Below are 21,383 nucleotides of genomic sequence, written 5' to 3'. Positions count from 1 at the left end.
CACACGGCGCAGCCACACAGGCGGCGGGCTTCTGGATGCCTAAGACGCCCCAGAATGCGCGTCCAGGCTTCTTCTCTTGTATAGGTAAGTTCATCGAGCGCAAACCAAGCAAGATTTGCCCCTCGTAAGCGGTCTGGGTTTTCCATTGTCCGGAAGATAAGTTCCGATCCGTTTTCAGAAAAACGCAGACGGTTCTCCTGTTTGTTGAAGGTGTGGGCGATCCCCTCTGTGGCCAATACTTCCTGGAAGGTCCGCCTCGTCGAGTCCTCAAGCATCCGGTACGTAGGAGCCCCAACCAGACCCAGCAGCTTCTGGATCCGGCCTTGGTCAACGGACAAACCGGACTCACCGGCCCGATCGAAGGCCGTCCGGGCGGACCAATCTGGGCGCACCAGGGTTTCACTGACCACGCACCGCAGATCTCGGTTGAGATGTCCCAGGCCCAGGCCCAGACCAACACGGTTTACAACCCGGGTGTGCCATCCAGTCTGAACTCCGGCATTGACCCGACCCAGCCGATTCCGCTGAAGTTCCACCCCGGTCTTCCCACGCAGGGTCCCAACGCGGTGTGGACATTCAACGGAACCATCCCTCCCAAGTTGGTCCAGGCCCGTTACATGGAGCCGATTCTGTTCCGCCACCACAACACCTTGCCGGCTGACGTGACGCAGAACAACGGCTTCGGGCGCAACACCATTTCCACCCACGAGCACAACGGCCACCACGGCGCAGAGAACGACGGCTTTACCGGCGCGTTCTTCTTCCCCGGCCAGTTCTATGACTATCACTGGCCTGTAGTGCTGGCCGGTCTCCGCTCCATCAACACCGGCGCTACCGACCGCCGCGCTTCCACTCCTGATGGCAGCGGCGGCCTGACCAATATCCCCGGCGACTGGCGCGAGACCATGTCCACCCACTGGTTCCACGATCACATGTTCAGCTTCACCAGCCAGAACGTGTACAAGGGCAACGCTGCCATGTTCAACATCTACAGCGGCCTGGATCGCGGCAACGAGTCTATCAATGACGGCGTCAACCTGCGCCTGCCTTCGGGCACTTCGAAGGACTGGGGCAACCTGGATTACGACGTCAACCTGATGTTTGCTGACAAGGCCTTCGATGCCAATGGCCAGTTGTTCATGGACATTTTCGCGTTCGACGGATTTATCGGCGACGTGATGACCGTGAACCTCACCTACAAACCGTTCTTTGAAGTGGAACGCCGCAAGTACCGCTTCCGCATCCTGAACGCCGCCGTTTCCCGCTTCTTCAAGTACGGGCTGTCCGACGGCTCGACCATGATCCAGATCGGTAACGACGGAAACCTGCTCCCGAACGTTGTGCCGCAAACGATGTCCGACGAACAGGGCATCGCCGAACGTTACGACTGGGTCATTGACTTTTCTCGCTACAACATTGGCGACAAAGTCTGGCTGGTCAACGTGGCGGAACACAACAACGGCAAAAAGCCAAAAGCGGACCGCACACTGGCCGACGCTCTCGCCGGCAAGTCCCCGGATCCTTGCGTGGGCAAGTTCCTGGAGTTCCGCATCGTGCGCAACCCGGCCCAGCCTGATCAGAGCCAGGTGCCCACACAATTGATTCCCAACCCCGATCTGTCCAACGTTCCGGTGGCGCGTCAGCGCACCTTCGTGTTCGGCAGCGGCGCTAAACAAAACCTGCCCGCAGGCGACCCAGCGGCCTTCTTCACTGGCTCCGGTAACCAACCTGGCCCGTGGGGTGTTTCCACCGACAACGGCCCGATGCTCAACGCGAGCTTCGGCCGCATCTCGGCGGCTCCGAGCTACGGTTCCCGTGAGGTTTGGACCCTGGTCAACGGTGGCGGTGGCTGGGATCACCCGATCCACATCCACTTTGAAGAAGGCCAGATCCTGGCCCGCAACGGCAGCGCTGCCAACGTTCCCGCGTGGGAACAGGGCCGCAAAGACGTATATCGTCTGCGTCCCGGCGGCAGCGTGACTTTGACCATGCAGTTCCGTGATTGGGGCGGCATGTTCATGGAGCACTGCCATAACACGGTCCACGAGGACAACGCCATGCTGGTTCGTTGGGAAATCGACAACGGAGGCGCGCCGTTCCTGCGGCCGCTGCCGACGCCGATCCCGACGCCTCAAGGTGTGGGCTTCGTTCCGCCGGACGACATCGCTCCGACCGCGTTCTAAAACCGGAACCAGGTTGGATCGCCATGCAAAACCAAACCGGCGGGCTCTAGCACAGGGCCCGCCGGTTTACTACAATAGAAGTCTCGATTCGTGTTCTTACGTAGCAGTACTACAGGAGCTCTCACCATGCGCAGTAAGAAATGGGCAAACGTCATGGCGATCTCAGCGCTGTTGGTCTGCACCGCGGCCGTGTTCTTCGCCCGGCCTGCCGTCGCCGACAACTCCCGCTGGGGCAGCAGTTACTTCCCGAACGTCGAACTCACTACCCAGGATGGGCAAAAAGTCCATTTTTACGACGATGTGGTGAAGGGCAAAATCGTCGTCATCGATCTCATTTATACCCATTGTGTTGACGCCTGCCCCCTGGAGACCGCGCGACTGGTCCAGGTGCAGAAGATGCTCGGCGACCGCGTTGGCAAAGATGTCTTTTTCTACTCCATCACCATTGATCCCAAGCGCGACACCCCGGAAGTGTTGAAAGCCTACATGGAAAAATTCCACGTCGGCCCAGGCTGGACTTTCCTTACCGGCAAGAAGGACGATATTGACACCATCAGCAAGAAATTGGGGCTGTACAGCGAGCCCGATCCCAATGACCGCGACGGCCACACCCCCAGCGTGTTAATCGGCAACGAAGCTACCGGCCAGTGGCTGCGCAACGGGGCCACCGACAATCCGCGCTTCCTGGCCAACATGATCGGCAGTTGGATGACCAGTTGGCAGAATACCGCCGCTACGGGCACCCGGCCCAGCTATGACCACGCGGCCCAGTTGGACTTTGATCAGCACGACGGCCGCTACCTGTTTGCCAAGCACTGTGCCGCCTGCCACAGCATCGGCCACGGCGACCGGGTCGGTCCGGACCTGCAGGGCGTGGCCACGTCCCGTGACCAGGTCTGGCTGTGGCGCATGATCCAGACTCCGGAGAAGCTGATCGCGGACAAAGATCCCTTGGCCACCGCCCTGTTTCAGCAATACAAACAGGTCAACATGCCGAATCTGCGTCTCGACGACGAGCAGACCGCAGCCATCATCAAATTCCTCAAGACCCAGACAGCCCCCGCGCCTGGCGCCGCTCCCGTTTCTGAAGACAAACCCGGGGCCGCCAAGATGGAGCATCCTTCCGCTCATCAGTAAGGGAGAGCAAGCGACAAGAATCAGGCTACACGCCCTGCCGGCGGACGAAGCGCCGGGGGGGGCACCTCTGGCGGGCTTCAAGGTTTGCCGACTGACGCCAGCTGCGAGTTTTCCCATCCAACGCGAAGTATTCGACCGATGCCGGGCAGCTTTGACCGCAACTTCCGGATATCCCCCCTTTCACTTTGACCCATTTGCTCAAGCGTTCTTCGCCAACGGCAGATCGGGCGGGCGCGCTGACTTTCCAGTCTCTTACAGAAAGTCTATATTTTTAGCTTGGTTGAAAAACCTTGGTTGACAAACTATGACTGATGCCCGGTCCACACTTAACTTCGCACTCGAGCAAGCGCTTTCTTACCTTGAGGGCCTGGACAAAAATCCGGTAGGGACCACCGCCGACTACGCCCAGCTTCGTCGCCAACTGGGTAGACCCTTGGCCGACGAAGGAACCGCGCCTGAAACCGTGATTGCCGAACTGGTGCGCGACGTTCAAGGCGGAATCATGGGTTCCGGCAGTGGAAGGTTCTTCGCATGGGTGATCGGCGGCGCGCTTCCCTCCGCGGTTGCCGCCGACTGGCTGACTTCCGCCTGGGACCAGAACGCCGGATTGCATGCCACCGCTCCCGCAGCCGCCGTGGTTGAAGAAACAGCCGGCGCCTGGCTCAAGCAGCTCTTTCAATTGCCGGAGTCAGCCAGCTTTGCTGTCGTCACCGGATGCCAGATGGCCCACGCCACTTGCCTGGCCGCCGCTCGTCATCATCTCCTGAAAAAACGCGGCTGGAACGTTGAAGAACGCGGCCTCAGCGGAAGTGCCTTGATTCGAATCCTGTCCAGTGACCAGCGTCACGGATCGGTGGACCGCGCCATTCGCCTGCTCGGCCTGGGCACGGCAAACATCGAATGCCTGGCCACGGACGCCCAGGGCCGCATTCAGCCGGAAGCAGTGGCTCAGGCTTTGCAGGAAAAAACCTCCTCGCCTACGATTCTGCTTCTGCAGGCGGGCGAAATCAATCTTGGTTCGTTTGATGACTTCCCTGCTCTGATTTCAATCGCGCACCAGCACGACGCATGGGTGCATGTGGACGGGGCCTTTGGGCTGTGGGCTGCGGCGAGTCCAAAGTACCGCCGCCTGACCGAGGGCATGGCGGCCGCCGACTCGTGGGCCACCGACGGTCACAAATGGCTCAACGTGCCTTATGACTCCGGATTCGCCTTCGTGGCGCATCCCCAGTCGCATCGCGCCTCCATGTCTTACGACGCGCCCTACCTGGTAATGGACTCTGTCGCGCGGGATCAGATGGATTGGAACCCTGAATTTTCCCGACGCGCGCGCGGTTTCGCGACCTATGCTGCTTTGCGCGAGCTTGGACGCAATGGTGTCGCCGCTCTGGTGGACCGCTGCTGCGGTCACGCAAAAGCTCTCGTCACCGGAATCGGAAACCTCCCGGGGGCTGAAGTTTTGTCACCTGCGGTGATCAATCAAGGGCTGGTTCGATTTCTTGATCCAGAGAACAAGGACCATGATCGCCGTACAAACCAGGTAATCGCCGCCATCAACAAGACCGGCGAAGCGTTCTTTGGAGGGACCACGTGGCGCGGCCAGCGCGCGATGCGCGTGAGCGTATGCAACTGGCGGACTTCAGAGGACGACGTTCGCCGCACGATCCGGGCCGTTGCGCAAGCCATGGTGGCCGCGGCGGAGCCTACTCTCAAGGCATGAACCTTTGCGAGTGCGACTAAGTCTCTGCCCGCAAATCCATTGCGATATCGCCCTGCTGGCTGACCTTTAAGTGCAGCTCCCAAATCATGCTGGCCGCAAGGGCCGTCCAGCCGGTCTGGTGGCTGGCTCCCACGCCCGCCCCGCTGTCACCATGAAAGTATTCATAGAAGGGCACGTAGTCGCACCAGTAAGGATCAGACTGGAACTTATCATTGTTGCCGAATACCGGGCGCCGGCCTTCGCCGTTTCTCTCAAACGTACTGACCAGGCGGCGCGCGATCTCATCCGCAACTTCGTCAAGATTGGCCATCCGTCCGGAACGCGCGGGGCACTCCACTTTGAAGGAGTCGCCGAAATACTGGTGGAAGCGGCGCAGCGCGTGCACCAGCAAATAATTCACCGGAAACCAGATAGGACCGCGCCAGTTGGAATTGCCTCCAAAAAGGCCGGACCTGGATTCCGCCGGCTCATAGTCCACCGAATGCGTTGTGCCATCCAGCTCCAGCGTGTACGGATGGTCCTTGTGATATCGCGACAAGGCGCGAATGCCGCAGGGCGAGAGGAACTCATCTTCGTCCAGCATGAACTGCAGGATGCTCCGCAGCTGTTCCCTGCTCGCGACGGAAAGAAGCCGTCGTTCCTGGTGGCCAGGGGTCTTCATGCAAGCCATGTTGCCGATGAGGTCTTTGCGGTTTTCAATGAACCAGTCCAGGCGGCGCTTGAATGAAGGCATGGAATCAAGCAGGGCCGGTTCCAGAATCTGGACCGCATACAAGGGGATCAATCCCACCATGGAGCGCACGCGCAGGGGCAAGCGCGTCCCGTCCGGCAGATGCAGGACGTCGTAGAAAAAATTGTCTTCCTGGTTCCACAGGGAGAGGCCGTCATCACCCATGTGGTTCATGGCGCGCGCAATGTAAACAAAGTGCTCCCAGAACTTGCTGGCCACATCTTCATACGTCGCATCGCCGGCAGCCAGTTCCAGCGCGATGGCCAGCATATCGAGTGAATACATGGCCATCCAACTGGTGCCGTCAGACTGCTCGACGTTTCCCCCCGCGGGCAGCTCCGCACGCCGATCAAACACACCAATGTTGTCCAGCCCGAGGAAACCGCCCTGGAACACGTTCATGCCTTCCACGTCTTTGCGGTTCACCCACCAGGTAAAATTCAGCAGCAGCTTGTGGAAGACGCGCTCCAGAAATTGCGTGTCCCCGTGACCGCCGTTCTTGGCTTTGTCCGTGAGGTACACCTGGTATGCGGCCCAGGCGTGCACCGGAGGATTTACTTCGCCAAAAGACCATTCGTACGCGGGAATCTGCCCGTTGGGATGCATGTACCACTCTCGCAACATCAGCACCAGTTGTTCTTTGGCAAAGTCCGGGTCCACCAGCGCAAGCGACACGCAATGGAACCCCAGGTCCCAAGCGGCGTACCAGGGATACTCCCACTTGTCCGGCATGGAAATAACGTCAGCGTTGTAGAGATGCTCCCATGCGTGGTTCCGCCCTTGCTTGCGCTCCGGTGCAGGTGGAGGCTGGCCAGGGTCTCCGTTGAGCCAGTCACGCACAACGTAGTGATAGAACTGCTTGCCCCAAAGGAGTCCGGCAAAAGCCTGGCGCATCACGTTGCGGCGGTCTTCGCTGGCATCTTCCGGAACCACGCTGCCATAAAACTCGCCGGCTTCCTGCCGGCGCAGCTGGAAGGTGTGATCAAACTCAGCGCCCAGCATGTCGCCGGACGCGGCCTCTGCGTCCTGCTGCTTCAGTCGCAACTTGACGACTGCTTCCTGACCGGCAGCTATCTCCAGTTTGTAATGGATGGCAGCCTTGGTGCCGCGCATCTGCGGGTTGACGGTGGAAGCTTCTCCATGAATCACCCAGTGATGAAACGCATCTTTCACATAGGGCGATTTGTTGGCGGCGTTCCACAAACGCTGGGTGTTGCTTTCATTCTCGGTAAACAGCGGAGTGCCGCCCGCGGCAAAGTACAGACGGTAGTCGCCCAGTTCGGCGTCTGCCGCGTGAATCGCGCCGGCCTTGTCCAGCTCCAGATCAGGTCTGGGACTCCCCGGGTCCCACGACCAGGTGTTGCGGAACCATAGCGTTGGCAGCAGATGGATTTCTGCCGCCTCCGGCCCGCGGTTCGCCACCCGCAGCACGATGCAGATGTCATCCGTACTGGCCTTGGCGTATTCAACAAAGACGTCAAAATATCGGTCGTCCTGGAACACGCCGGTGTCCATGAGTTCAAATTCGGGATCGTTCTTGCCTCGCCGCTGATTTTCCTCCAGCAATTGATCGTAGGGAAACTCGGCCTGCGGATACTTATAGAGATACTTCATGTAAGAGTGCGTGGGTGTGCTGTCCAGATAGAAGTAGTATTCTTTTACGTCTTCGCCGTGGTTGCCCTGGTTGCCGGTGAGGCCAAAGAGGCGTTCTTTCAGGATGGGGTCGCGCCCGTTCCACAACGCCAGGGCAAAGCACAGATGCTGGTGGCGGTCGCAAATACCGGCGATGCCGTCCTCACTCCAGCGGTAGGCTCGGGAGCGGGCGTGGTCATGCGGAAAATAATCCCAGGCGTCTCCCTCGGCGCTGTAGTCTTCTCGCACCGTGCCCCAAGCGCGTTCGCTCAAGTACGGGCCCCATCGCTTCCAGTGCCGGGTGCGCGACTGGGAATCCTTGAGGCGTATCTCTTCTTTCGTCATCAATGCCTCCACTGGAATGGAGTCGGGGCGATAGTTCGAAGTTACGGTGTTGGCTGTGCGCTGGCGCCGCCCTCAGCGTCTTTCATCATAAATCCAGCTTGGTGGATGGTACCAAGCACACGCCCGCCGCAAGCGTGAGCATATCTCTTTGCCGGCGACGATGGCCAGCGAGGCAGACTGGGCGTCTTCCTGGTCCTCAGGAACTATAGGATTACTTCCAGCAGGGACCTGCGCACTGTGAGTTCGCCGTTGTAGTCAACGAAACCCTTGTCGCGAAAGCGGTTCATGAAGTAGCTCACGCGGGCCCGCGTGGTGCCGACCACTTCCGCCAGTTCGTCCTGGTTGATTCGCGGAATCACTTTTTCGTCTTGGGCACAGTCGTCAAGCCCGGCAATCAGGAGCAGAAGGCGGGCCAGGCGCTTCTCTCCGGAATAGCTGAGGTGGGCCATCAAGTCCTGTTGCATGCGGCGATTGCGGGCGAGAACCAGATCCAGAAAGAATTCCTGGAACCCGGGTTCACTGCGGAGCAACTGCTCCAGGAACAGGCGCTCAAGCCTGACGATGGTGCAATCGGAAACAGCAACGGCAGTGGCCGGTCTAAGAGAAAGCTTGGACGCCAGGCATTCTTCGCCCAGCAGTTCGCCGGGCCCCATGAGCGACACCGTAGCGATCCGGCCGCCTGCCGACGCCACGCGAAGCTTGATCCGGCCTTCTTGCAGGTAAAACGCGGCGTCAGCGGTTGTGTCCTGGCGAAAAAGCATTTCTTTCCTTCTTAGAAGAAGGAGGTTGCCGTTCATGCCGTTGGGAAAGAGAAGGTCCGCAATTTGAAAGTCCAGGCCATAAAGCGGCCTGGGAGCGGACGCGATTGCTGAGGGAGTAACTTGTTCGGGCTGCATGCTATGTAAAGTTCCGTGTAACGACCATTGGTTGTTCGCCGAGTGCTCAATCCCAGCGCCGGGCCCGAATCCGGTTCCTGGTTTGAGCAATTGCACGCGTATGATCAGCGAGTGCTTCAGCTTCCCGCGTGGAAGATAATAGTCGGGGCTGCCGCTTTGCGGGCCGAACTGAACGACAGCCCCTGCTGTAGCCGTAAACCATCGGGCAGGAGTACGGTTACAACCTCGTTAAAAACCAAACTTCATTGCGCCCGATTGCCGCGCGGGTTTGCGTCCGGGAGAACCGCACCGAACTGCTGGCGACGAGTCCCTGCGGCCACAACTCCGCTGTGGTTGCTAACATTATCAGGATTAGGCCCGGTGGCGCTACTATTCCCGCCGAAAGTAGCGCCGCCGGAATTTCCGCCGGTGGCCCCGCCATTGCCACCCGCGCTTACAGCACCGCCGCCGGCAAGGCTGACGATCGCGCTGGCCGCGGCAGTGAAGGTTACAGAAGCTGAATTGTTGGCCGGTTGGCTGTCCGTTCCGGAAAAAGCCACGGACGCAGTATCGGTAAAAGAGGTGGCCCCGGCCGTGGGACTAACTGTGACGGCAACGACCATATCTTGCCCACCGGCAAGTGACGTCAAACTGCAGGTGACCAATGAGCCGGCCGAACCTGCGGCAGGGGCGGTGCAGTTCACTCCCGCGCTGGTGGTGACGTCCACAAATTGCAGGGTTGAGGGCAATTGATTGGTGAACTGCACGGTGTTTGCCGGTTGCGGCGAAAGGTTTGACACCACCCACAGAACAGTGGTGTTGGCGCCGGCCGCCACGGTTGAACCGGAAATCTGCAGGTCCGTGGTGGTGCTGGCGGCGACTGCCGCCGCCATGGAAGTACTCATTTTCGTCACGCCGCTCGCGGGATTCGACGCCGCTACCGTGCGTCCGCTGACATCCCAGGCCAGCACGATGGCCTTGCTGGTGAAGGCTGCGTGCACGGCGAGTGCAACGTTCAGCGTCACGCTGGAACCTGGCGCCATGCCGCCTAACTCGCAAACAAGCTTGGCGCCGCGCTCCGTGCAATTGCCCTGGCTGATGGTGTGCGACACCCGCGTCGCGCTGCTTGCGGTAAACGTGTGGGTAAGCGTCACGCGAGAGGCGGCGCCAGATCCATTGTTGGTGACGGTAATCGCGAAGTTTCCATTCACTCCGGCCGGCACGCTGGTGGGCCCGCTCAGGGTCACAGTAACGTTGGGCTCAGAGGCCGCGGGCGGAGGCCCAGCCAGGGTAATCGCGTTGGAAGGCGCCGAGGCACCGCTGTCGCCCACGGAGTTGACGGCGTGAACCACAAACGTGTAGGTGTTTCCGCCGGTCAAACCGTTGAAGACCACGGCACTGGTGGGCGCAGTCACGGTCATCGTCTGGTTGGTTGGAGCTCCGCCCGCCAGAGCGACGACGACATAACTGGTGACAGGCTGGCCGCCGTTGGAAGCGGGAGCAGTCCACGCGACACTTGCCGAACCCGTGCCCGCGGACGCAACCACATTGGTTGGCACACCAGGGGCCGTGTTTGCCGGCGGCGCCGTGGGAGTGATCGTATTGGATGTTAGCAACGCGCCGCTGTCGCCCGCGGCATTGAATGCGTGGACCTGGAACGCATAACTGGTGCCTGGGGTCAATCCGTTCACCACCGCTTGCGTGCCAGGCGCGGGCACGTTGATGGAGATTCCGCTTGGCCCACCACCGGCGAGCACGACCACGCTGTAGTTGGTGATCGCGCTGGAACCGCTGCTGGCCGGCGCAGTCCATGAGACCGTGGCTGAGTTCAATCCGCCCACGGCGTTGACCGCGGTCGGCACGCCCGGAACCACGCCTTTAGGAGTGATCTGCGTGCTGGGCACTACCGCATTCGACGGTGGCGACAGCTGTCCTAAGCCGTATGCGTTTACAGCCTGGACGTCAAACGTATAAGTGGTCCCATTGGTCAGGCCGTTGATCGTCGCGCTGGTGTTCGGCGCATTGGCGATCGCGGTGATGGGCGCAAATGCTCCATTCACCAGCGCGTGGACGAAGTATCCGGTGATCGGACTGCTGCCGCTAGACGCTGGAGCACTCCAGGAAACCGAGGCGGACCCGTTGCCGGCGACGGCGGAGACTCCCGTGGGCTGGCCGGGAGCGCTCCCTACCGGCGTTGCCGAGGGGACAACCACATTCGAAGGCAGCGAAGCCACGCTGTCACCCAGCTTGTTTGTGGCATAGATCCTGAATGTGTATGGCGTGCCGTTCTTCAAGCCGGTGATTTCCGTCGAGGTCTGCAACGCGGGAACATCTTCAATCTGCACCTCAACACCATCGGCGTCCACTTCAACGCGGTACACAATGATGGGGAAGCCTCCGTTCAAGTAGTCCGGGACGGCTGTCCACGACACGGTGGCCGAGGAATCATGCCCGGCCGCAAAAACGTGGGCAGGTTTTTTGGGCACGGCAGGAGCAAACGGCTGAATGAGCCTGCTGGGCAGAGACCAGCGGCTGGTGCCAACGTCGTTGGTTGCCGCTACGATAAACGAATACTGCGAGTTGTTGACCAGGCCGGTCACGGTCACTGAGGGCGGCACGGCAGTGCTTCCCGGAGGCGCAGTCACGATGACGTCTGGTACCGGTACGCCGGAGCTGGAAAATGACGCGCGTACCGTGTAGCTGGTAATGGTCTGGCCATCCGGGAACGGGGTCCAGCTAATCAGCGCTGCAGCGTCCTCAGCGATACCCTGCACAAACAGAGGCGCGCCGGGCACTTTGGGCGTGACCTGCACCGGAGCAGCCTGCCACCAATGTCCTTGTTGCGGCAAGAGCCCGGCCGACGGGTCATCCGCGACGAAAAGCGTCAGATCGGTTGGATCCAGCGTGATGGCGCTCAGCAGTTGGAAGCCGTTTACAAAATTAAGGTTGACCTCAAGAGATACAGGATTCACCAGGGTGATGCTTCCCGGCTGGCCCACAAGCAGATTTCTGCCGTTCAGCGCCGGATACATCTGGTCACTCATCACAAACGATGGGTTGGCCGTTTCGCGCTGCAGAATGTTGTTGCCATGGCACGGGTTCGGGTTCTGCGGGGTCATGCACTGGTCGGCGTTGGGGATGATGAACGCGGCACGGCCATCACCGCCGAACAGATCATGACCAATCCATCCCAGACCCATGTCCCTGGTGTTGTCGGGAGTGCTGCCTATCACCTGAACGTTGCTGCACGGAACAGGATCAGTCTGCGGGCCTGTAATGCGAAGAATGTCACCGCTGGCTTTGAAGCCTACGTAAAGGTTGCCGTCAGGACCCAGCACCGCTGAATTGGGAACGTTGCCGGCAATGCCGCAACCTGGGAGGCCGTTGCGTCCCACGCCGCCGTTTCCGGCCAGGACTTCCTGGTGAATGATGTCCACGCCGCCATGGCCGTTATCCGCATCGGGGAGAAAATGCAGGCGGAAAATGCCTTTAGTGTTGGCTTGCATGTCCACCGCATAAAGATTGTTGGTAATCGGATCAAAAGCCATCTGGCCCGGCTTGAACTGCACCCCGGCAACAAACGGAATGCAGGTGCTGGCGTTCATGACGTGTGGACCGGGAGAATCAATGTCCGGATCCAGGCGGCAGAGTCCGAACCCGCCCTGATCGCCTGACCATAGATGCCGGAAGGGCTTGCCGCTGACGGGATTGATTCCCGAACCGATCAGCACTGTTCCTCCCGATGGCGCGGTCACTCCGTCGGCAAACCTCACCAGAGATACCGGAGCGATGCTGCCGCCGCTGTTACCCAGAAACCACCAGCGTCCAAATCCGCCGACAATCCCTTCTGTCGGATCATCCGCCACGTACAGGTTCATGTTGGTAGGATCGAGCGCCATTCCGCTGAGGAACTGGAAGCCTGTGGCAAAGCCCAGAGTCACCTGCTGGGTTGCAATGTCCACCAATGTAAGGTCGCTGGGATTGCCGACAAACAGCTTTCTGCCGTTGAGCGCCGGATAGATCTGATCACTCATGACAAAGCTGGGGGTCGCCGTCTGTCCTACAAGAATGTTGGTTGCGTGGCAAGGTATGTTGCCGTTCGGTGGCGTCAAGCATTGGTCAGCGCTGGGGATCACCCAGGCGGCCAGCCCGTCGCCGCCGAACAGGTCGTGGCCAATCCAGCCCAGACCAAAGTTCTTCCTGCCGTCCGCAGTGGTTCCGATCACCTGCACGTTGGCGCAAGGCAGCGGCTCGGTCTGGGGAGCAGCCACACGGAGAATGTCGCCGCTGGCTTTGAATCCTATATATAGGTTGCCGTCGGGCCCCAGCACCGCCGAATTGGGGACATTCCCGGCGATGCCGCAACCCGGCAGGGTCTGACGCCCGCCCAGTTGATTGCCGCCTAAAACTTCCGTGTGAATCGGATCCACCGACCCGTGGCCGCTGCTTCCCGAAGGAATGTAATGCAGGCGGAAGATCCCGCGGGAATTGGCTTGCAGATCAACAGCGTAGATATTGTTGGTAGCGGGATCAAAGGCAAACTGGCCGGGCTTGAAGAAGACGCCATCAATGATGGGCATGCAGGTTCCGCCGTTGATGAAGTGCGGCCCAGGTGTATCCACATCAGGATCCAGGCGGCAGAGGCCGAAGCCTCCCTGGTCGCTGGTCCACAGATGCCTGTACGGCTGGCCCGTTGCCGGATTGATTGCGGTACCGCTCAGGACTAAACCTCCGCCGGGAGAAGTTACGCCTGTGGCAAACTCCGTTGGACTCTGAGCGCTGGCGGCGCCGGCCGCCAGCACCAGGAGTAGAGCAAGGCCCATCCAAAGCTTGCTCTTTTGTGAAGCCCCTGAAATCCCGGAAATGGGGCCCCCAAATTCAAAAATCCGTCTCCAGCTTGACATCAACGTGTCCCTCCTGCCCGGAAGCAGCCACCCTCAGGGGAAACTGCAGTCAATCCGACGGCTAGATGCTTGCCGGTTCAGGCAGGGGAAACACAGGGGGACGGCGAGTGCGAACGCGCTATGGGTAAGAAGCAGGCTGGTTGACATGTAAGGCGAGGCGAGCAGGAAGGGTTTCAATCTCCGCCATCCGTTAGAGCGGGACAAACCCCGGGGCTTTCTCAAAAGCCGTCCTTGCTTGGCCATCGGGATGCCAACAAGAGCGTTGCACCGACGGTCCACCCGGAGCCTGAAAAGTTAACCTTTTCAGTTGGATGCTCGGAACAACATCCCGGTCGTTAAAGTCTGACCAGCGCGTGAGAAGGTCCGGAAGCATCTAGCCGTCGATGGGAGTATGTTCTCTCTTGAACATTAGACGGCTATTGGAGAATTATTAAAGTTTCTAAGAATGCATGCCGACCTATATTTTTTTGTGTAATTGCCTGCACGCATAGAGAGAAGTATCCGAATACGACAGAAATGGCAAGGCTGAGGCAGGCGGAAGCCCAATCAGAAGAGTGCCGGTAAGGAGGGGAAGCTGGAAAGCCCTTTTGCCTGTCCGCAAATTGGCTGTCCAACTTCCCTAAGCAGTGCCAAAACGAAGTTCATAAGCCTGGGGCCCTTCCTGGAGATCGTGCCCAGGAATCTTGCAGTACTTGTCCGTAATTCACTTCCATGGTTCTCTTCTTTGTGATGCAGGCTGCCGGGCCTTTCCGATTATCCCAGCAGCCCACACGATCAGGCATCTTTGCCGGTTAGCAACGATGCCGGATTTTGAGTAAACCGGGGTGCTCCGTCAGTAGCTGCACCCCGGCCGAAAACGACCCGATATGCCCTATCGCGCCGATCGTTTTCGCAATCAAGGTTATTGCGTAAATCCGCATTAACCCTTTCCTCTACCGCCAGTCTTGACTGTGGGAGCAGCCGCTCCGGCAGCCCCACCGGTAGCAGCGCCGCCGGCAGCAGCTCCGCCACCGCCGCCTTTGCCACCACCACCACCACCGCCACCGCCGGCAGCTCCACCACCACCACCGCCGCCGCCAGCAGCTCCGCCGCCGCCGCCTTTACCACCACCGCCGCCGCCGCCACCGCCGCCAGCTACCGGCGGAGGAGCAGGAGGAAGAGGAGTGGGCGGCGCAACAACGTTGACTGCGGTTGTCGCACTCGCCAGGTTGTTCGTCAGGTTAGGATCGTTGTTCACGATGTTGCCGTTGGCATCTCTGAGTTGCACCGAGGCCGTGTTGGTCATGGCCGTGGTGCCAATCGCCACGGTCAGCTTGATCGTCGCGGTGGCTCCGGCAACCATCCCGCCCAGGTTGCAGCTAAGGATGCTTCCGGTGCGAACGCAGACGCCCTGGGTGGTGGTAAACGACTGGAACGTCCCGGGAATGGTGTCGGAGAGAGTCACATCCGCCGCGTTTCCAGGCCCGCCGTTGGTCACCACCATGTTGAAGTTCACGAATGCACCAGCGTTCACTGAGGCCGGTGCGGTCATGGTGATTGCCAGATCGTTCACGTTGGGCACAAAAGGCGTGACCGCGTTGGATGGCAGCGACTCTGTGCTACTGCCCGTCGCGTTGGTGGCATGGACGGTGAAGCTGTAGGTGGTGCCATTGGTCAAGCCAGTGATCACCGCGCCCGTAGCTGTTGGCGGCGCGTTGGTTTTGAGGGCTGTGGGTACTCCTCCAATCAGCGCAGTAATGGTGTAACCGGTGATCGGTGATCCTCCGGTGTTGGCTGGAGTGGACCAGGCAACCTGGGCGGAAGCGTTAAGCCCGCTGGCGACAACGCCGGTTGGCGCTCCAGGAGCAGTCAGGGCTTGCGGCGTGACTGCGGCGCTGGCAATGGAGAACGGACTGCAACCGTTGCTGTTGCAGGCTTGCACCTGGAACTGGAGCGCAACTCCGTTGGTGAGTCCCGTGACGAGCGTCGCGCGGGGAACAATTCCATTCGCGCCGGGTCCAACCGTCAGATCAGGAACTCCGGAAGCCGCACCATTCGCGAGCAACGTGCGTACAACAAAGTTCGCGATGGCTTGGCCGTTGGGCACTGGGATCCAGTTCACGGTTGCCGCGTTGGCGGTGGCCGTGGCGGAAACCAGAGTCGGAGTGGCCGGAGGCGCAGCCGCAGGCGGCTCTGGCTTGACCCGCCAGATCTGCGCAGCGCCGTTAATCGCGCCCTGCGTGCAATCTGATCCAACGTAGATGGTTTCGTTCGCCAGGTCGCTGGTGTCAATGGTGACGCCGGTGACAAAGCAGAACGTGCCGCCGTACGAAGGTTGCACCGTCAGATTGGCGACGTCAGTGGCGTTGGCGATCTTGACCAACCCGCTGAGGGTGGCCGCGATCAACGAGTTTCCGGGAAAGGTTGTGTTGGGACCGTTATAGGTGTAGTCGCTGACAATGCCGGCCTGCGGACCGGGAGCAAAGGCCGCTAGGATTTCAGTTCCGGCGCCCTGCACCGGGCCACAGCGAACAAAGCCGTTGGCCGGCGTGTTGCACTGGTCGGCGTTGTCTTTGAACCACGGACTGATATTGTCCGCGCCAAACAGTGTGTGGCCAATCCAGGCCAGGCCAAAGGTATGGCCTGCGGCACCGCCCGCGCCAAACCTGGCATCGGACGCGAAGATCGGCACGTCAATGCTGGCGCAATCGGCCGGGTTGGCAGGATCAAACGTGGCCGGATGCGGAATGCGCGCGATGGTGCCGTTGCGAAACCATCCAATGTACAGGTTGCCATCCGGCCCGAGCGCCGAGGCTCCCATGGTAAAGGGCGTGGCTCCGTTGCGCGGGTCCGTGACTACCGGGCAGCCGCCGGCGGCGTTTCGCGCCGTCTGGTTACCCATGAGGGATTCAACGTGAATCGGATCAATCGACCCATGTCCGTTGTCACCGCCGGGAATGTAATGCATGCGGATGATGCCGTTGGCGGTACGGGAAATATCCGGTGCATAGATGGTATTCGTGGACGCGTCGAAGGTGGCTTGCATGGGCGCGAAAGCACCCGCCTGAATGGCGCCGACGCAAGTAGTGATGATGTTGTTGAAGCGACCGATGCCCGGCGCCGGCTGAGTCAGGTTGGGATCGTCAATTTCCGGATCAACGCGGCAGAAGCCGTTGCTGGAATCGCCGTACCACAGATGGCGAACCGGCTTGCCGGTGAACTGGCTGATGGCCGTGCCTGGCAGTATCACTCCGGAGGCGGGAAACGTCAGCGAAGATAGACCAAACTGGACAAAATCCAGGGTCCCGGCCCAGAGTGTGGTGGTAGTGGGGGTATTGATTTCTGTCACGTTCTGGGCGCTTGCTGTGCTTGCGGCAAACGCCAGGAGGAGAGCCAGACAAAGGGCAAGCAAAGGTACCGGTCGTACCTTGCCCGATATCGGCCCAGAATTGTTTGTTGTACAGAAGCTGCTGCTCATCAAAACATTCCGTCTTTCCTGTCCGGAAGCGCTTTGCCTCCGCGACAATCAACGTGAACTGCAGTTGCAGCTTCGCCTTCATGGGGACAAGCGGGCCGCCCGGAACAGCTCACCAGGGTTGGGGATGCCCTGGGGTCACTTAACAAATGGAGCCGTGGCCCCCAGGGGCTAAGTCCCTCGGAATGGAGCGTGCACACGCGCAAAGGGTTGGAGTGCAACCGTCTCAACAGAGAAAAGACCGGAAGGGGGAGGGCCATGCAAACCGTGGATGATACGGCGTGGGCCCTTGGGCCAAGTGAAAGCCTTTTACCTTAGGTGGATTTCATCTGCCAAGCAGAGCCGTTGCACGACGGGATCCAGTGAGGAACAAAAAATGCACAAGCATCTCTTGAAGATGCTCAGGTAGGAGACTTGGCCGTTGAAGTCAGGCCGCGCGTGTGACTCGGGACCCGGAAGCATCGATCCGTCGAATGGGCGTATGTTCTCTCCGGGACATTAGAAGAAAATTGAAAGCTTATTAAAACTTATAAGAATTTGAGCGGACTATATCTTTTGGAGTTTTGCGATGCACTCATCTAGTAAGACGCAGGAACTCTTTCAACAAGTTACTTTGGCCGGCAGCACCCGAACAAAAAAATTGAAGTTGGAGTAGCCGCGGGAAGGCAAATTCGAGCGGCTATCCAACTTCAAAAGTGTAGCAGTACTAAATGTCGAGTTAAGTTGTGATCAAGCTCCCGGCCGCGCGCCGAAAAGCTTGTGGTAGGGCATATTCGTGATTCACCTCCGTAGGGGAAGGCTGCCGGTTTCGAGTCCGTCGTGACCGGTAGCCCCGGATCAGGCATCTCTACCGTCGTAGAAAACGCCAGATTTCTTTTCAAAACTTCTTCAACTTAACCGGGGTGCGGTCTTGCTGCACCCCGGCGCAGTAACGCCGACTGCTTACTTCGGCTGTATGTTCACCGTGAACGAGTTGTTGCTGGGGTTGCTGTCGTTGGCGCCCGAAGTTGTTCTTCCGGTCGTACCGAAAGTGCCCGCCACAGAGGTCGTCACGTTATAGGTCACAATCATCGTCTGGCCGCCCGCCAAGCTGCTGGTAAGGCAGCTCAGGGTCTGACCCGAGCTCCCAGTAGCCGGAGCCACGGAGCAACTTCCTCCCTGGTTCGCGCTAAGGCTGCCGGGGACAACCGTGAACGAGATCGGCAGTGTGGCCTCAAAGCTTACGTTCGGGGCCGCCTGGTTGCCGGTGTTGTTCTTGATCTGCCACGTGAACAGATCGCTGGCTCCAACCGCTGGTCCACCATTCTGGGCTGAACCGACGATCTGAATGTCAGCGGTCACGCCGCCGCCGCCGCCGCTGGTGACACTCGTGGTGGAGCTGGCGGTGTTGTTGGCCGTGTTCGGATCGGTGGTCTTCACGTTGCCGAGTAGATCGCGCAGCGTGACGGTCGCCGAGTTGGTGAGGGCCGAGGAGCCCATGGCAACGGTCACTTTCACCGTCGCGGTGGAACCCGCAAGCATGCCGCCCAGCGTGCAGCTAAAGTTGCTGCCCGCAATCGAGCAGGCGCCCTGGGTGGTCGTGAACGACACGAACGGCGCCGGCAGCGTGTCCGCCAGAGTCACGTTCGGAGCGTCGCCAGGACCGTTGTTCTTGATGGTCATGGTGAAAGTGACGAACGATCCGGCGTTCAAGGACGACGGCGAAGCCATGGTGATGGAGATATCCTGCACATCCGGCACGGTCGGAGTCACTGCGTTGGAAGGCAGTGAAGCCGCGCTGTTGCCGGCCGCGTTGGTAGCCACAACCACAAAGTTGTACTGCGAAGTGTTGGTCAAGCCGGTGAAGTTCACACCGGTCTGGCTTGCCGGAACCGTCACGTTGCCCACTGAGGTTACGCCGTTGAGTTGAGCGGTAACCGTATAGCTGGTGATGGGCAGTCCGCCATTGCTGGAAGGAGCTGACCACGCAACCTGAGCAGAAGCGTTACCCGCGGTGGCCACTACGCCTGTCGGGGCGCCAGGAGCCGTGGGGACAAACGCCGTGAACGAACCGCTGGCAATGGAGAACTGGCTGGTACCGAAGGTGTTGCTGGCGGCCACCAGGAACTGCACGGGCGTGCCCAAAGGCAATCCAGTAATCTGGGCGCTGGTGGGGACTACGCCGTTCGGTCCTGGACCGATTGCGGTGTCAGGAATCGCCAAAGTCTGCGTCCCGGCCAGCACTGTGCGGACAACGTATCCGCTCGTCGCTTGACCGTTGGGCAACGGAATCCAGCTGACTAGCGCCGTGCCAGCCAGTGCTCCTGGAGGCGTGGCGTTGCTCGCTGTTACGCCGGAAGGAACTCCCGGAGGCGCGCCGGCTGGAGGCTGCGGGACGATCTTGTAAATGGCCGCCGCACCGTTGATGGCGCCCTGGGTGCAGTCAACCCCAGCGTAAAACGTTTCGTTCGCCAGATCGCTGGTGTCAACCGTGCCGCCGACCAAGAAACAGAACGTTCCACCGAACTGCGGTGTGATCGCAATGTTGGTTACGTCCGTGGCATTGATGATGCGGGCCGCGCCGCTCAGCGTCATGGCATACAGTGAGTTTCCGGGGAAGGTAGTGTTAGGACCGTTGTAAGTAAAGTCGCTGACGATACCCGCCTGCGGGCCGGGCACAAAAGCACCCAGGATTTCCGTTCCCGTATTCTGTGTGGGGCCGCAAAGCACGAAGCCGTTTTGCGGAGTGTTGCACTGGTCAAAGTTCTCCTTGATCCAGGGAGCAATGTTGTCCGCGCCAAACATGGTGTGGCCGATCCAGGCCAGACCAAAGGTATGGCCGGCCGCTGCGCCGTTGCCGAACCGGGCGTCAGGAGCGAAACCAACCACTTGAATTTGGGCGCACTCAGAATCCAGATTCGGATCAAAAGTTGCAGGATGGGGGATGCGGACGATGGAGCCGTTGCGCATCCATCCGATGTACAGGTTGCCATCCGGTCCCAGAGCCGCTGAAGACATGGTGAATGGAGTTTGCGCAACGAGTCGCGGATCCGTCACAACCGGGCAGCCGCCAGCGCTGTTTCTGGCTGTGTCATTTCCCATCAGCGATTCAACGTGGAGGGGATCGATGGAGCCATGCCCGTTGTCGCCAGCAGGAAGGTAGTGCATGCGGATGACGCCGTTGGCCGTACGCGGTATGTCAGCGGCATAGAGCGTGTTGGTGGTGGCGTCCCACGTAACCTGCATCGGAGCAAACGCGCCGGCTTGAATGGCGCCCACGCAGGTGGTGATGATGTTGTTGAAACGCCCGATGCCCGGTGCGGGCTGCGTGAGGTTCGGATCGTCAATTTCAGGGTCAACGCGGCAGAAGCCGTTGCTGGCGTCACCGTACCACAGGTGGCGTTCCGGCTGGCCGGTGAACTGGCTGATCGCCGTACCCGGCAGGATTACGCCGGCGGCGGGGAAGGTCAACGAGGACAAACCAAATTGCACGTAGTCCTGGGTCCCGGCCCACAGCGTGGTGGTGGTCGGTACGTTGAGTTGCGTGACGTTCTGCGCGCTTGCTGTAATGGCGCAGACCATCAAAATCGCAAAGCACAGAAAGGCGGCCAGGCGGGAGATCGGCGTTCCGCAAGCTCGTTTCTGTTGAAGTCTTGTAGGGGATTTCATAGATTTCAATGTCCGTCTTTCCCGTCCGAGCCTGAGCTTCGGAGCGATGGTTGAATTGGCTGAAGCTGGATCCGCCTGGACCTTGGATGGGGCTGCATTATGCAACGGCGATCTCCGGCTGCAATTGCCTGATAGGTGCAGCGCAACTGCTTCTATGCCAACTAAAGGGAAGGCCGGTCTCTTGGACTTTGGAATGGGCAACCAGCCAAGCCTTCATGGTGCTGAAGTTTTGAAGACGGAATAGGTTGCTCTACGGACACATGTAGCGAACGTAAGCGCAGACCGATATCCAGTCTTGCTGTTCAGCTACCCAACTTGCGCGTGCCCGAATTAGACGTTCGAGTGGGAGCGAGGATTTTTTGGTGACTTCCGGATCGGAGCGGCCCGCAAAAGCCAACTTGTCGTTCCGGAAACTTGCTTTCTGACAAGCGTGACAATGCGCGCCGGCTATTAGAGGCTGATTAACTTCAGATTAAAGTCTTTAATGTTGCAATTTTTTGAGCATTTCGCATGCACGCAACCCAGCGTTGTGTTCCGGAATGAACATCTTCGCCCGCCGGTCTGTTCCCTGCGGAGAATAACTTCTTTAGATTCTGGTAGTGCCGTTTTGCACACGCCAAGCGCTCGGCGGGTATCTACATCGCCGGCGACGCATGTTTGATCAATTTTGATCACGCCGTTTTTGCGCGCATTGGAGTTCCCAATACAACTTTCTGTTGAGGATTGAAGTGGAGTTGCGCTATGGTACGCACACG

At 59.6% G+C, this 21,383-nt stretch carries 9 protein-coding genes; 3 read left to right on the top strand and 6 right to left on the bottom strand.

What is annotated here, in order from left to right; all coding sequences use genetic code 11:
• Positions 1 to 338, bottom strand: a 338-nt coding sequence (locus tag LAO20_17310; protein ID MBZ5533191.1) for a phage terminase large subunit, incomplete at its 3' end; no start/stop codon positions are given.
• Between LAO20_17310 and LAO20_17305 the strand changes: the two genes are divergently transcribed.
• The 3 genes from LAO20_17305 to LAO20_17295 all read left to right on the top strand — a co-directional run bounded on the left by LAO20_17305 (position 324) and on the right by LAO20_17295 (position 5,040).
• On the top strand, positions 324 to 2,183 hold the full coding sequence (locus tag LAO20_17305) for a multicopper oxidase domain-containing protein (GenBank protein MBZ5533190.1): 1,860 nt from the start codon (positions 324 to 326) through the stop codon (positions 2,181 to 2,183). The two genes, LAO20_17310 and LAO20_17305, sit on opposite strands and share 15 nt — an antisense overlap.
• Before the next feature lie 126 nt (positions 2,184 to 2,309).
• On the top strand, positions 2,310 to 3,320 hold the full coding sequence (locus LAO20_17300; protein MBZ5533189.1) for an SCO family protein: 1,011 nt from the start codon (positions 2,310 to 2,312) through the stop codon (positions 3,318 to 3,320).
• Between the two features lie 304 nt (positions 3,321 to 3,624).
• Positions 3,625 to 5,040, top strand: a complete 1,416-nt coding sequence (locus LAO20_17295) for an aminotransferase class V-fold PLP-dependent enzyme (GenBank protein ID MBZ5533188.1) — start codon at positions 3,625 to 3,627, stop codon at positions 5,038 to 5,040.
• A 16-nt stretch (positions 5,041 to 5,056) separates the two neighbouring features.
• Here the strand turns inward: LAO20_17295 and LAO20_17290 are convergent, their stop codons facing one another.
• The 5 genes from LAO20_17290 to LAO20_17270 all read right to left on the bottom strand — a co-directional run bounded on the left by LAO20_17290 (position 5,057) and on the right by LAO20_17270 (position 20,541).
• On the bottom strand, positions 5,057 to 7,747 hold the full coding sequence (locus LAO20_17290; GenBank protein MBZ5533187.1) for a glucosidase: 2,691 nt from the start codon (positions 7,745 to 7,747) through the stop codon (positions 5,057 to 5,059).
• 203 nt (positions 7,748 to 7,950) lie between these two features.
• Positions 7,951 to 8,643, bottom strand: a complete 693-nt coding sequence (locus LAO20_17285) for a Crp/Fnr family transcriptional regulator (GenBank protein ID MBZ5533186.1) — start codon at positions 8,641 to 8,643, stop codon at positions 7,951 to 7,953.
• A 242-nt stretch (positions 8,644 to 8,885) separates the two neighbouring features.
• Positions 8,886 to 13,445: a fibronectin type III domain-containing protein gene (locus LAO20_17280; GenBank protein MBZ5533185.1), complete on the bottom strand. Its 4,560-nt coding sequence runs from the start codon at positions 13,443 to 13,445 to the stop codon at positions 8,886 to 8,888.
• Between the two features lie 1,000 nt (positions 13,446 to 14,445).
• Complete coding sequence (locus tag LAO20_17275; GenBank protein MBZ5533184.1) at positions 14,446 to 16,854, bottom strand: fibronectin type III domain-containing protein; 2,409 nt, start codon at positions 16,852 to 16,854, stop codon at positions 14,446 to 14,448.
• A gap of 1,068 nt (positions 16,855 to 17,922) precedes the next feature.
• Positions 17,923 to 20,541 (bottom strand): DUF11 domain-containing protein, encoded by a 2,619-nt coding sequence (locus LAO20_17270; protein ID MBZ5533183.1) that lies wholly within the window; start codon positions 20,539 to 20,541, stop codon positions 17,923 to 17,925.
• Positions 20,542 to 21,383: the final 842 nt, after the last annotated feature.

Source organism: Terriglobia bacterium, from assembly GCA_020072815.1.
In the GTDB taxonomy this organism is placed as follows: domain Bacteria; phylum Acidobacteriota; class Terriglobia; order Terriglobales; family Acidobacteriaceae; genus Angelobacter.
The sequence above is the reverse complement of the archived record's forward strand: the minus strand, read 5'-3'. Positions and strand labels throughout refer to the sequence as shown.

Bases quoted from the DNA above. Each gene is read 5' to 3' on its own strand.
- LAO20_17300 (MBZ5533189.1), top strand. From the start codon at position 2,310: ATGCGCAGTAAGAAATGGGCAAACGTCATGGCGATCTCAGCGCTGTTG.
- LAO20_17295 (MBZ5533188.1), top strand. From the start codon at position 3,625: ATGACTGATGCCCGGTCCACACTTAACTTCGCACTCGAGCAAGCGCTT.
- LAO20_17290 (MBZ5533187.1), bottom strand. From the start codon at position 7,747: ATGACGAAAGAAGAGATACGCCTCAAGGATTCCCAGTCGCGCACCCGG.
- LAO20_17285 (MBZ5533186.1), bottom strand. From the start codon at position 8,643: ATGCAGCCCGAACAAGTTACTCCCTCAGCAATCGCGTCCGCTCCCAGG.
- LAO20_17280 (MBZ5533185.1), bottom strand. From the start codon at position 13,445: ATGGGCCTTGCTCTACTCCTGGTGCTGGCGGCCGGCGCCGCCAGCGCT.
- LAO20_17270 (MBZ5533183.1), bottom strand. From the start codon at position 20,541: ATGGTCTGCGCCATTACAGCAAGCGCGCAGAACGTCACGCAACTCAAC.